Origin of the sequence: Paraburkholderia phytofirmans (genome assembly GCF_046028095.1) — a bacterium.
GTDB lineage: Bacteria > Pseudomonadota > Gammaproteobacteria > Burkholderiales > Burkholderiaceae > Paraburkholderia > Paraburkholderia phytofirmans_A.
Genome location: NZ_JAQQDJ010000016.1, coordinates 152,454 through 166,073, shown reverse-complemented (window position 1 = coordinate 166,073; position 13,620 = coordinate 152,454). Strand labels below are relative to the sequence as shown.

Here is a 13,620-nt window from a genome sequence, read left to right as displayed (position 1 = left end):
CGGACCAAGCCGCACGTGAACGTCGGCACGATCGGTCACGTTGACCACGGCAAGACCACGCTGACGGCAGCGATCACGACGGTTCTGACGCAGAAGTTTGGCGGCGAAGCGAAGGCATACGACCAGATCGACGCGGCGCCGGAAGAAAAGGCACGTGGTATCACGATCAACACGGCACACGTCGAGTACGAAACGGCTAACCGCCACTACGCACACGTCGACTGCCCGGGCCACGCTGACTATGTGAAGAACATGATCACGGGCGCAGCGCAGATGGACGGCGCGATCCTGGTGTGTTCGGCCGCTGACGGCCCGATGCCGCAAACGCGTGAGCACATCCTGCTGGCGCGTCAGGTTGGCGTGCCGTACATCATCGTGTTCCTGAACAAGTGCGACATGGTGGACGACGCTGAGCTGCTGGAGCTGGTCGAGATGGAAGTTCGCGAACTTCTGTCGAAGTACGACTTCCCGGGCGACGACACGCCGATCATCAAGGGTTCGGCCAAGCTGGCGCTGGAAGGCGACAAGGGCGAGCTGGGCGAAGTGGCGATCATGAATCTGGCCGACGCGCTGGACACGTACATCCCGACGCCGGAGCGCGCAGTTGACGGTGCGTTCCTGATGCCGGTGGAAGACGTGTTCTCGATCTCGGGTCGCGGCACGGTGGTGACGGGTCGCGTTGAGCGCGGCGTCGTGAAGGTCGGCGAGGAAATCGAAATTGTCGGTATCAAGCCGACGGTGAAGACGACCTGCACGGGCGTGGAAATGTTCCGCAAGCTGCTCGATCAGGGTCAGGCAGGCGACAACGTGGGTATCCTGCTGCGCGGCACGAAGCGTGAAGACGTGGAGCGTGGCCAGGTTCTGGCGAAGCCGGGTTCGATCAACCCGCACACGCACTTCACGGCTGAAGTGTACGTGCTGAGCAAGGACGAAGGTGGCCGTCATACGCCGTTCTTCAACAACTATCGTCCGCAGTTCTACTTCCGTACGACGGACGTGACGGGCTCGATCGAGTTGCCGAAGGACAAGGAAATGGTCATGCCGGGCGACAACGTGTCGATCACGGTGAAGCTGATCAACCCGATCGCGATGGAAGAAGGTCTGCGTTTCGCAATCCGCGAAGGCGGCCGTACGGTCGGCGCAGGTGTGGTTGCCAAGATTCTCGAGTAACGCCAGATAGTTCTCGTTAATCGGTAGTTTCGGGGTTGGCGGTGTCGTCAACCCCAAATGGTTTAGGGGTATAGCTCAACTGGCAGAGCGTCGGTCTCCAAAACCGAAGGTTGGGGGTTCGATTCCCTCTGCCCCTGCCAACTCTCGCGTCGTATGTGGCGCTTCGTTAAGGTGTTATGGCGAATCCTTCCGTCGAAACTGTAAGTACATCGGGCGACAAGCTGATGCTCGTCGCGGGCGTATTGCTGGTCTTGGCCGGGTTCGTGGGGTTTTTCTGGCTTAGCGGCCAGGAATGGTACGTCCGCGGAGCTGCCTTGGCTGTTGGTGCGATCGCGGGTGTTGCAGTCGGTCTTCTCTCCGCGCCTGGCAAGGGTTTCATCGCTTTCGCCAAAGATTCGTACAAGGAAGTCCGCAAGGTTGTCTGGCCGACTCGTAAAGAGGCTACCCAGACAACGCTCGTAGTGTTCGGCTTCGTGTTCGTCATGGCGATCTTTCTTTGGATTGGTGATAAATCCATCGAATGGGCGATTTTCTCGGTGATTCTGGGTTGGAAATGATATGAGCGATACTCCGGCATCCCCGAGCGGCAAACGTTGGTACGTCGTGCACGCCTACTCCGGCATGGAGAAGAGCGTGCAACGTGCGCTTCAAGAGCGCATCGAACGTGCCGGCATGCAAGATCAGTTCGGTCAAATCCTCGTTCCGACCGAAGAGGTGGTCGAGGTAAAAGGCGGTCACAAGTCGGTGACCGAGCGTCGTTTCTTCCCGGGCTATGTGCTCGTTGAAATGGAAATGACTGACGAGACGTGGCACCTCGTGAAAAACACGGCAAAGGTGACAGGTTTCGTAGGCGGTGCGCGTAATCGTCCAAGCCCGATTTCCCCGCGGGAAGTCGAGAAAATCATGTCGCAAATGCAGGAAGGCGTTGAAAAACCGCGTCCAAAGACCCTGTTCGAAGTTGGCGAGATGGTGCGGGTGAAGGACGGTCCGTTCACTGATTTCAACGGCAGCGTCGAAGAAGTGAACTACGAAAAGTCGCGCGTCCGTGTTTCCGTTACAATCTTCGGCCGCGCAACGCCGGTCGAACTAGAATTCGGCCAGGTCGAAAAGCTGTAGTCCAGAATTCTACGGGGCGCACCGCGCGGTGCGTTCCGTATTTCGCGCTTACGGTCCGCGTAATGGCCGTTGAGGAGCGTAAGTACCCCATATTTCGGCGAACGCGCGCTACTACTCACTGAACGTCCGCATGTACCCGTGCGGTGTTCCAAAGAGGTTTTCAACATGGCAAAGAAAATTATCGGCTTTATCAAGCTGCAGATTCCTGCAGGTAAAGCCAATCCGTCGCCGCCGGTTGGTCCGGCACTGGGCCAACGCGGCCTGAATATCATGGAGTTCTGCAAGGCGTTCAACGCGCAGACCCAAGCACTGGAACCGGGTCTGCCGACTCCAGTCGTGATCACCGCGTTTGCGGATAAGAGCTTCACGTTCGTTCTGAAGACGCCGCCGGCAACGGTTCTGATCAAGAAGGCAGCGAAGATCGATAAGGGTTCGAGCAAGCCGCATACCGACAAGGTCGGCAGGATCACCCGCGCTCAAGCTGAAGATATCGCCAAGACCAAGATGCCCGATCTGACGGCAGCTGATCTGGACGCAGCGGTTCGTACGATCGCTGGTAGCGCCCGCTCGATGGGCATCACCGTGGAGGGCGTGTAAATGGCTAAGCTTTCAAAGCGTCTGCAAGCATTTGCAGCCAAGGTTGATCGTCAAAAGCTGTACGCAATCGACGAAGCTCTGTCGCTGGTGAAGGAATGCGCAAGCGCGAAGTTCGACGAGTCGATCGACGTCGCAGTGCAGCTCGGCATTGACGCGAAGAAGTCGGACCAAGTGGTTCGTGGCTCGGTCGTCCTGCCGGCTGGTACTGGTAAGTCTGTTCGCGTTGCAGTGTTCGCACAGGGCGAAAAAGCTGAGCAAGCTCGTGCAGCTGGCGCAGAAGTCGTCGGTATGGAAGACCTGGCTGAGCAAGTCAAGGCCGGCAAGTTGGACTTCGACATTGTGATCGCTTCGCCGGACACGATGCGCGTTGTCGGTACGCTCGGTCAGATCCTCGGCCCGCGTGGCCTGATGCCGAACCCGAAGGTCGGTACGGTTACGCCGGACGTCGCGACTGCCGTGAAGAACGCCAAGGCTGGTCAGGTGCAATTCCGTGTCGACAAGGCCGGTATCATCCACGCTACCATCGGCCGCGCTTCGTTCGAGCCGACAGCTCTGCGTAGCAACCTGAACGCTCTCGTCGACGCCCTGCAAAAAGCGAAGCCGGCAACGAGCAAGGGTGTGTATCTGCGTAAGGTTGCTCTGTCGAGCACGATGGGCGTTGGCGTTCGCGTCGACCAGGCATCGATCGCAGCACAGTAATAGATTTCATCGCCTCGGCGTGAGTCGGGGCGGTTTTATGGGCTTTGGGCGGTCGTTAGGTGGCAGTCTGCATCAAGCGACCGGTTGTCAAAGACCGTTGGCGGGCACGCAGCAGGTAGGCGTGTCCTTAATGTAAAGCCAACGCAGATGGCGAACCCGAAAAGGTTTTGTAGTGATGAAGCCGGTTGAAGTCTGCAGCAATGTGGACGTCAGGCGGTCGAAATACTCCTGACTGGTCGGACGCCGTTATTGAACGCGGTACACAAGGCGCACGCCGCGTGTATCGAATCTGGAGGTTAACCGTGCCACTTAACAAAGAAAGCAAGCAGGCCGTCGTCGCTGAGGTTGCCGCGCAAGTCGCGAAAGCCCAGACCGTGGTTCTGGCTGAGTATCGTGGAATCGCGGTTGGCGATCTGACCAAGCTGCGCGCGAAAGCGCGTGAGCAACAGGTTTATCTTCGCGTGTTGAAGAACACGTTGGCGCGTCGCGCTGTCGAAGGTACCCCGTTCGCTCCGCTGGCAGAGCAGATGACTGGTCCGCTGATCTACGGCATCTCGGAAGATGCAATTGCTGCTGCTAAGGTCGTCAACGACTTCGGCAAAACCAATGACAAGTTGATCATCAAGGCTGGTTCCTACGAAGGCAAGGTGATGGACAAAGCTGGCGTGCAAGCGCTGGCAAACATCCCGAGCCGCGAAGAACTGCTCTCCAAGCTGTTGTACGTTATGCAAGCACCTGTTTCCGGCTTTGCGCGCGCTCTGGCCGCGCTGGCAGAAAAGAAACAAGGCGAAGAAACCGCTGCGTAATGCACTTCAGTCGAGCGTGATTGATCGCTGGCTGTATCCGAATTCAATTTAGGAGTATTTCAAATGGCAATCGCAAAAGAAGACATCCTCGAGGCAGTAAGCTCGATGTCGGTTCTGGAACTGAACGAGCTGGTCAAGGCGTTCGAAGAAAAATTTGGCGTGTCGGCAGCTGCTGTTGCAGTGGCAGGCCCGGCTGGCGGCGGCGCTGCTGCTGCTGCTGAAGAGCAAACCGAATTCACGGTCAACCTGACGGAAGTCGGCGCGAACAAGGTTTCGGTCATTAAGGCTGTTCGTGAACTGACGGGTCTCGGCCTGAAGGAAGCGAAGGACCTGGTTGACGGTGCACCGAAGCCTGTTAAGGAAGCGGTACCGAAGGCTGCTGCTGAAGAAGCCAAGAAGAAGCTGGAAGAAGCCGGCGCGAAAGCTGAAATCAAGTAAGTTTCAGCGCGCTGTGCGAAGGCTGGCGGTTTTCCACCGCCGGCCTTTTTGTGCTTTGTGGGGACAACGTTTTTGCCTGCTAGTTTCGGCAAGAACCGGAGCCCCAGAAGCCAAAGAAAATCGCCTTTCGGCAACATTGACCGGCGTTTCTCTTTGTCTTCTGAAGCGACTGCAGAAGGCAAGTTTGGTCGGGTAGCGGGCAACATAGGCATCCGCTGCCGTCAGCCAGCGGTTGGTAGCGGCCAACCACCAAGCTTCTAGGCTCGTTCAAGCCATCGGACGGCCATCGGGTCTCAGTCGGTGAACACTCGGGTTGTCTCATCAAGGTATCCTGCCTCGACAACAATGCCCGCCGTGATTCGGAGATCGTATGCAATATTCCTTCACCGAGAAGAAGCGTATTCGCAAGAGTTTTGCGAAGCGCCCCATCGTTCACCAAGTACCTTTCCTGCTGGCTACCCAGCTTGAATCATTCAGCACGTTTCTGCAAGCAGACACGTCGTCCACGCAACGCAAGCCGGAAGGCCTGCAAGCTGCGTTTACCTCCGTTTTTCCGATTGTTTCGCATAACGGGTTCGCTCGTCTAGAGTTCGTCAGCTACATGCTGTCGCCGCCGGCATTCAACATCAAGGAATGTCAGCAGCGCGGTTTGACGTACTGTTCGGCCCTGCGCGCGAAAGTGCGTCTGGTGCTGCTCGACAAGGAATCGCCGAGCAAGCCGGTCGTCAAGGAAGTGAAGGAACAGGAAGTGTACATGGGCGAAATTCCGCTCATGACGCCGACGGGTTCGTTCGTCATCAATGGCACGGAACGTGTGATCGTTTCGCAGTTGCATCGTTCGCCGGGCGTGTTCTTCGAACACGACAAGGGCAAGACGCACAGCTCGGGCAAGCTCCTGTTCTCGGCACGTATCATTCCCTACCGCGGTTCGTGGCTCGATTTCGAGTTCGACCCGAAGGACGTGCTGTACTTCCGCGTCGACCGTCGCCGCAAGATGCCGGTCACGATCCTGCTGAAGGCAATTGGCCTCACGCCGGAACAGATCCTCGCAAACTTCTTCGTGTTCGACAATTTCACGCTGATGCCGGAAGGCGCGCAGATGGAATTCGTTCCCGAGCGTCTGCGTGGTGAAGTCGCGCGTTTCGACATCACGGACCGTGATGGCAACGTGATCGTCCAGAAGGACAAGCGGATCAACGCGAAGCACATTCGCGATCTCGACAACGCAAAGACCAAGTTCATCTCGGTCCCGGAAGACTATTTGCTCGGCCGCGTGCTGGCGAAGAACGTGGTCGACGGCGACACGGGTGAAGTCATCGCTAACGCGAACGACGAAATCACGGAGACCGTGCTCGAGAAGCTGCGCGAGTCGAAGATCAAAGACATCCAGACGCTCTACACGAACGATCTGGATCAAGGTCCGTACATCTCGTCGACGCTGCGTATCGACGAAACCGCGGACAAGATGGCCGCGCGCATCGCGATCTACCGCATGATGCGTCCGGGCGAACCGCCGACCGAAGAAGCGGTCGAGGCGCTGTTCAACCGTCTGTTCTATAGCGAAGACGCATACGACCTCTCGAAGGTGGGTCGTATGAAGTTCAATCGCCGTGTCGGTCGCGACGAAATCGTCGGCCCGATGACGCTGCAAGACGACGACATCCTGGCCACGATCAAGATCCTGGTCGAGCTGCGTAACGGCAAGGGCGAAGTGGACGACATCGACCACTTGGGCAATCGTCGTGTGCGTTGCGTCGGCGAACTGGCGGAAAACCAGTTCCGCGCAGGTCTCGTGCGTGTCGAACGTGCTGTGAAGGAACGCCTCGGCCAGGCCGAAAGCGAAAACCTGATGCCGCACGACCTGATCAACTCGAAGCCGATTTCGTCGGCGATTCGCGAGTTCTTCGGTTCGTCGCAGCTGTCGCAGTTCATGGACCAAACGAACCCGCTGTCGGAAATCACCCACAAGCGCCGTGTTTCGGCTCTTGGCCCGGGCGGTTTGACGCGTGAGCGCGCTGGCTTTGAAGTCCGCGACGTGCACCCGACTCACTACGGTCGCGTGTGCCCGATTGAAACGCCGGAAGGTCCGAACATCGGCCTGATCAACTCGCTCGCTCTGTACGCGCACCTGAACGAATACGGCTTCCTCGAAACGCCGTATCGCAAGGTCGTGGACAGCAAGGTGACGGATCAGATCGACTATCTGTCGGCGATCGAAGAAGGCCGTTACGTGATCGCTCAGGCGAACGCGGCAGTTGCTGAAGACGGCTCGCTGACCGACGAACTGGTGTCGTCGCGTGAAGCTGGCGAAACGCTGATGGTCACGCCGGACCGCATCCAGTACATGGACGTGGCGCCGTCGCAGATCGTGTCGGTGGCAGCATCGCTGATTCCGTTCCTCGAGCACGATGACGCGAACCGCGCATTGATGGGTTCGAACATGCAGCGTCAGGCTGTGCCGTGTCTGCGTCCTGAAAAGGCCGTGGTCGGTACGGGTATCGAGCGCACGGTGGCAGTCGACTCGGGTACGACGGTTCAGGCATTCCGCGGCGGTGTGGTCGATTACGTCGACGCAGGCCGTATGGTGATCCGCGTGAACGACGATGAAGCCGTTGCTGGCGACGTCGGCGTGGACATCTACAACCTGATCAAGTACACGCGTTCGAACCAGAACACGAACATCAACCAGCGCCCGATCGTGAAGGTCGGCGACATCGTGTCGCGTGGCGACGTGCTGGCTGACGGCGCATCGACCGACCTCGGCGAACTGGCTCTCGGCCAGAACATGCTGGTCGCGTTCATGCCGTGGAACGGCTACAACTTCGAAGATTCGATCTTGATCTCGGAGAAGGTGGTTGCAGACGACCGTTACACGTCGATCCACATCGAAGAACTGAACGTCGTTGCTCGCGATACGAAGCTCGGACCGGAAGAAATCACGCGCGACATCTCGAACCTGGCTGAAGTGCAACTCGGCCGTCTCGATGAGTCGGGCATCGTCTACATCGGCGCTGAAGTCGAAGCAGGCGACGTGCTGGTCGGCAAGGTCACGCCGAAGGGCGAAACCCAGCTGACGCCGGAAGAAAAGCTGCTGCGCGCGATCTTCGGTGAAAAGGCTTCGGACGTGAAGGACACGTCGCTGCGCGTGCCGTCGGGCATGAGCGGCACCGTGATCGACGTTCAAGTGTTCACGCGTGAAGGCATTCAGCGCGACAAGCGCGCGCAACAAATCATCGACGATGAACTGAAGCGCTATCGCCTCGACCTGAACGACCAGCTGCGTATCGTGGAAGGCGACGCGTTCCAGCGTCTCGCACGTATGCTCGACGGCAAGGTCGCGAACGGCGGTCCGAAGAAGCTGGCGAAGGGCACGAAGATCGAACAGGCTTACCTGCAAGATCTGGATCACTACCACTGGTTCGACATCCGCCTCGCGGACGAAGAAGCAGCGGCACAGCTCGAAGCCATCAAGGACTCGATCGAACAGAAGCGTCACCAGTTCGATCTGGCGTTCGAAGAAAAGCGCAAGAAGCTCACGCAAGGCGACGAACTGCCGCCGGGCGTGTTGAAGATGGTCAAGGTGTACCTGGCAGTCAAGCGCCGCCTGCAGCCTGGCGACAAGATGGCCGGCCGTCACGGTAACAAGGGTGTGGTGTCGAAGATCGTTCCGATCGAAGACATGCCGTACATGGCCGACGGCCGTCCGGCTGACGTCGTTCTGAACCCGCTCGGCGTGCCGTCGCGGATGAACGTGGGTCAGGTTCTCGAAGTGCATCTGGGTTGGGCCGCGAAGGGTCTCGGCTGGCGTATCGGCGAAATGCTGCAGCGTCAGGCGAAGATCGCTGAACTGCGCGAATTCCTGACCAAGATCTACAACGAGTCGGGCCGCGCCGAAGAGCTGGACAGCTTCACGGACGACGAGATCGTCGAACTGGCGAAGAACCTGCGCGAAGGCGTGCCGTTCGCTACGCCGGTGTTCGACGGTGCGACGGAAGAAGAAATGTCGCGCGCGCTGGATCTGGCATTCCCGGACGACATCGCGAAGAACCTCGGCATGACGCCGTCGAAGAACCAGGTGCGTCTGTACGATGGCCGCACGGGCGAAATGTTCGAACGTACGGTGACGGTCGGCTACATGCACTACCTGAAGCTGCACCACTTGGTCGACGACAAGATGCACGCGCGTTCCACGGGCCCGTACTCGCTCGTGACGCAGCAGCCGTTGGGCGGTAAGGCGCAATTCGGTGGCCAGCGTTTCGGTGAAATGGAAGTGTGGGCGCTCGAAGCGTACGGCGCATCGTACGTGCTGCAGGAAATGCTGACGGTGAAGTCGGACGACGTGACAGGCCGGACCAAGGTTTATGAAAACCTGGTCAAGGGCGATCACGTGATCGACGCCGGCATGCCGGAATCCTTCAACGTGTTGGTGAAGGAAATCCGCTCGCTCGGTATCGACATCGACCTCGACCGCAACTAATCGGACTACGGAGAGAAAGCAATGAAAGCTCTGCTCGATCTATTCAAGCAAGTCCAACAGCCTGAAGTTTTTGACGCGATCAAGATCGGTCTGGCTTCGCCGGACAAGATCCGTTCGTGGTCGTTCGGTGAAGTGAAGAAGCCGGAAACCATCAACTACCGGACGTTCAAGCCGGAACGCGATGGTTTGTTCTGCGCGAAGATCTTCGGGCCGATCAAAGACTACGAATGCCTTTGCGGCAAGTACAAACGCCTGAAGCACCGTGGCGTGATCTGCGAGAAGTGCGGCGTCGAAGTGACGCTGGCGAAAGTGCGTCGCGAACGCATGGGCCACATCGAACTGGCCTCGCCGGTTGCGCACATCTGGTTTTTGAAGTCGCTGCCGTCGCGTCTGGGCATGGTGCTCGACATGACGCTGCGCGACATCGAACGCGTGCTGTACTTCGAAGCATACGTGGTGATCGATCCGGGCATGACGCCGCTGAAAGCGCGGCAGATCATGACCGAAGAGGATTACTACAACAAGGTCGAAGAATACGGTGACGAATTCCGTGCCGAGATGGGCGCGGAAGGCGTGCGTGAACTGCTGCGCGCGATCAACATCGACGAACAGGTCGAGATGCTGCGCACCGAACTCAAGAACACGGGTTCGGAAGCGAAGATCAAGAAGTACGCGAAGCGCCTGAAGGTGCTCGAGGCTTTCCAGCGTTCGGGCATCAAGCCTGACTGGATGGTGCTCGAAGTGCTGCCGGTGCTGCCGCCGGAACTGCGTCCGCTGGTGCCGCTGGACGGCGGCCGTTTCGCGACGTCGGACCTGAACGACCTGTATCGCCGCGTGATCAACCGTAACAACCGGTTGAAGCGTCTGCTCGAACTGAAGGCGCCTGAAATCATCGTCCGCAACGAAAAGCGGATGCTGCAGGAAGCCGTCGATTCGCTGCTCGACAACGGTCGTCGCGGCAAGGCTATGACCGGCGCGAACAAGCGTCCGCTGAAGTCGCTGGCTGACATGATCAAGGGTAAGGGCGGTCGTTTCCGTCAGAACTTGCTCGGTAAGCGCGTCGACTACTCGGGCCGTTCAGTGATCGTGGTCGGCCCGACGCTCAAGCTGCATCAGTGCGGTCTGCCAAAGCTGATGGCGCTCGAACTGTTCAAGCCGTTCATCTTCAACAAGCTCGAAGTAATGGGTGTCGCTACCACCATCAAGGCTGCGAAGAAGGAAGTCGAGAACCAGACGCCGGTGGTGTGGGACATTCTCGAAGAAGTCATTCGCGAACATCCGGTCATGCTGAACCGTGCGCCTACGCTTCACCGTCTTGGCATTCAGGCTTTCGAGCCGGTGCTGATCGAAGGTAAGGCAATCCAGCTGCACCCGCTCGTTTGCGCAGCGTTCAACGCCGACTTCGACGGTGACCAGATGGCTGTTCACGTGCCGCTGTCGCTGGAAGCGCAGATGGAAGCGCGCACGCTGATGCTGGCGTCGAACAACGTCCTGTTCCCGGCCAACGGCGATCCGTCGATCGTGCCGTCGCAGGATATCGTGCTCGGTCTGTACTACGCGACCCGTGAAGCAGTGAACGCAAAGGGCGAAGGCCTGACGTTCACCGGCGTCTCGGAAGCGCTGCGTGCATACGAGAACAAGGAAGTCGAGCTTGCCTCGCGCGTCAACGTGCGGATCACCGAAATGGTCCATAACGAAGACAAGTCGGAAGGTGCGCCGGCGTTCGTGCCGAAGATCACGCTGTACCCGACCACCGTCGGCCGTGCAATCCTGTCGGAAATTCTTCCGCCGGGCCTGCCGTTCTCGGTGCTCAACAAGCCGCTGAAGAAGAAGGAAATCTCGCGCCTGATCAACACCGCGTTCCGCAAGTGCGGTCTGCGTGAAACGGTGATTTTCGCCGACCAGTTGATGCAGTCGGGTTTCCGTCTGGCAACGCGCGCTGGTATCTCGATCTGCGTCGACGACATGCTCGTGCCGCCGCAGAAGGAAACCATCGTCGGCGACGCCGCGAAGAAGGTGAAGGAATACGACCGTCAGTACATGTCGGGTCTCGTCACGTCGCAAGAGCGCTACAACAACGTGGTCGACATCTGGTCGGCAACGTCGGAAGCGGTCGGCAAGGCGATGATGGAACAGCTGTCGACGGAACCGGTCACGGATCGCGACGGCAACGAAACGCGTCAGGAATCGTTCAACTCGATTTACATGATGGCGGACTCGGGTGCTCGTGGTTCCGCGGTTCAGATTCGTCAGCTGGCTGGTATGCGTGGCCTGATGGCGAAGCCGGACGGCTCGATCATCGAGACGCCGATTACGGCGAACTTCCGTGAAGGCCTGAACGTGTTGCAGTACTTCATCTCGACCCACGGCGCACGTAAGGGTCTGGCTGATACGGCACTGAAGACGGCAAACTCGGGTTACCTGACGCGTCGTCTGGTCGACGTGACGCAGGATCTGGTGGTGGTCGAGGACGATTGCGGTACGTCCAACGGCGTCGCCATGAAGGCGTTGGTCGAAGGCGGTGAAGTCGTCGAAGCGCTGCGTGACCGTATTCTGGGTCGCGTGACGGTGGCTGACGTCGTCAATCCGGAGTCGCAGGAAACGCTGTACGAAACGGGCACCTTGCTCGACGAAGACGCGGTCGAAGAAATCGAGCGCCTCGGCATCGACGAAGTGCGCGTACGTACGCCGCTGACTTGCGAAACGCGTTACGGTCTGTGCGCAGCCTGCTACGGCCGCGACCTGGGCCGCGGCTCGTCGGTCAACGTCGGTGAAGCAGTCGGCGTGATTGCTGCGCAGTCGATCGGTGAACCGGGCACGCAGCTCACGATGCGTACGTTCCACATCGGTGGTGCGGCATCGCGTGCGGCAGTGGCTTCGTCGGTTGAAGCGAAGTCGAACGGTACGGTGCGTTTCACGGCAACCATGCGTTACGTCACCAACGCGAAGGGCGAGCAGATCGTCATCTCGCGTTCGGGCGAAGCCATGATTACCGACGACCACGGTCGCGAGCGCGAACGTCACAAGGTGCCGTACGGCGCGACGCTGTTGCAACTGGACGGCGCGCAGATCAAGGCCGGCACGCAACTGGCAACGTGGGATCCGATGACGCGTCCGATCATCACCGAGTGGGGCGGTACGGTGAAGTTCGAAAACGTCGAAGAAGGCGTGACCGTTGCGAAGCAGATCGACGATGTGACGGGTCTGTCCACGCTGGTCGTGATCGACGTGAAGCGTCGTGGTTCGCAAGCTTCGAAGACGGTGCGTCCGCAGGTCAAGCTGCTCGACGCGAACGGCGAAGAAGTCAAGATCCCGAACACCGAGCACTCGGTGCAGATCGGCTTCCAGGTCGGCGCTCTGATCACCGTGAAGGATGGTCAGCAAGTGCAGGTCGGTGAAGTGCTGGCACGTATCCCGGTCGAATCGCAGAAAACGCGTGACATTACCGGTGGTCTGCCGCGTGTGGCCGAACTGTTCGAAGCTCGTTCGCCGAAGGACGCAGGTATCCTGGCGGAAGTCACGGGTACGACGTCGTTCGGTAAGGACACGAAGGGCAAGCAGCGTCTCGTTATCACGGACCTCGACGGCAATCAGCACGAGTTCCTGATCGCGAAGGAAAAGCAGGTTCTGGTGCACGATGGTCAGGTCGTCAATAAGGGCGAAATGATTGTCGACGGGCCGGCCGATCCGCACGACATCTTGCGTCTGCAAGGTATCGAAGCGCTGTCGCGTTACATCGTGGACGAAGTGCAGGACGTGTACCGTCTGCAAGGCGTGAAGATCAACGACAAGCACATTGAAGTGATTGTTCGTCAGATGCTGCGCCGCGTGCAGATTACGGACAACGGCGACACGCGTTTCATCCCGGGCGAACAGGTCGAGCGGTCGGATATGCTCGACGAGAACGACCGTATGATCGCGGAAGACAAGCGTCCGGCAACGTACGAAAACGTGCTGCTCGGTATCACGAAGGCCTCGTTGTCGACCGATTCGTTCATCTCGGCGGCGTCGTTCCAGGAAACGACCCGCGTGCTGACCGAAGCGGCGATCATGGGCAAGCGCGACGACCTGCGTGGTCTGAAGGAAAACGTGATCGTCGGCCGTCTGATTCCGGCCGGTACGGGTCTCGCGTTCCACAAGGCACGCAAGAGCAAGGAACTGTCCGACCGCGAGCGTTTCGATCAGATCGCAGCGGAAGAGTCGTTCGAATTCGGTACGCCGGAAACCCCGGCCGCCGAACAGCAGCACTCAGGCGAGTAAGCTCAGGTCAGTAAGTCCAGGCGGCGTAAGCCGCTTGGGCTCACGAGCCAGCGAAGC

The 13,620-nt window shown here is 58.9% G+C and carries 9 protein-coding genes and 1 tRNA gene; all 10 read left to right on the top strand.

Annotation, left to right across the window (positions count from 1 at the left end; genetic code table 11):
• Positions 1-1,170, top strand: a 1,170-nt coding sequence (gene tuf, locus PQR54_RS33715) for an elongation factor Tu (protein ID WP_244146128.1), incomplete at its 5' end; no start/stop codon positions are given.
• A gap of 64 nt (positions 1,171-1,234) precedes the next feature.
• Positions 1,235-1,310 (top strand) — tRNA-Trp (locus PQR54_RS33710).
• Between the two features lie 36 nt (positions 1,311-1,346).
• Complete coding sequence (gene secE / locus PQR54_RS33705; protein WP_408253237.1) at positions 1,347-1,727, top strand: preprotein translocase subunit SecE; 381 nt, start codon at positions 1,347-1,349, stop codon at positions 1,725-1,727.
• 1 nt (position 1,728) lies between these two features.
• The gene (gene nusG, locus PQR54_RS33700) at positions 1,729-2,286 is read left to right on the top strand and encodes a transcription termination/antitermination protein NusG (RefSeq protein WP_007180147.1); all 558 of its coding nucleotides are present in this window, start codon (positions 1,729-1,731) and stop codon (positions 2,284-2,286) included.
• 165 nt (positions 2,287-2,451) lie between these two features.
• On the top strand, positions 2,452-2,883 hold the full coding sequence (gene rplK, locus PQR54_RS33695) for a 50S ribosomal protein L11 (RefSeq protein ID WP_408253235.1): 432 nt from the start codon (positions 2,452-2,454) through the stop codon (positions 2,881-2,883).
• Positions 2,884-3,582 (top strand): 50S ribosomal protein L1, encoded by a 699-nt coding sequence (gene rplA / locus PQR54_RS33690; RefSeq protein WP_007180145.1) that lies wholly within the window; start codon positions 2,884-2,886, stop codon positions 3,580-3,582. It begins immediately after the preceding gene.
• A gap of 302 nt (positions 3,583-3,884) precedes the next feature.
• Positions 3,885-4,388, top strand: a complete 504-nt coding sequence (gene rplJ / locus PQR54_RS33685) for a 50S ribosomal protein L10 (protein WP_007180144.1) — start codon at positions 3,885-3,887, stop codon at positions 4,386-4,388.
• A 63-nt stretch (positions 4,389-4,451) separates the two neighbouring features.
• Positions 4,452-4,826 (top strand): 50S ribosomal protein L7/L12, encoded by a 375-nt coding sequence (gene rplL, locus PQR54_RS33680; RefSeq protein ID WP_062129471.1) that lies wholly within the window; start codon positions 4,452-4,454, stop codon positions 4,824-4,826.
• Positions 4,827-5,196: 370 nt separating this feature from the next.
• A complete protein-coding gene (rpoB, locus tag PQR54_RS33675) occupies positions 5,197-9,303 on the top strand; it encodes a DNA-directed RNA polymerase subunit beta (protein WP_106284137.1) in 4,107 nt (1,368 codons plus the stop codon).
• A 21-nt stretch (positions 9,304-9,324) separates the two neighbouring features.
• Positions 9,325-13,563 (top strand): DNA-directed RNA polymerase subunit beta', encoded by a 4,239-nt coding sequence (gene rpoC / locus PQR54_RS33670; protein WP_012434576.1) that lies wholly within the window; start codon positions 9,325-9,327, stop codon positions 13,561-13,563.
• Positions 13,564-13,620 lie beyond the last annotated feature (57 nt).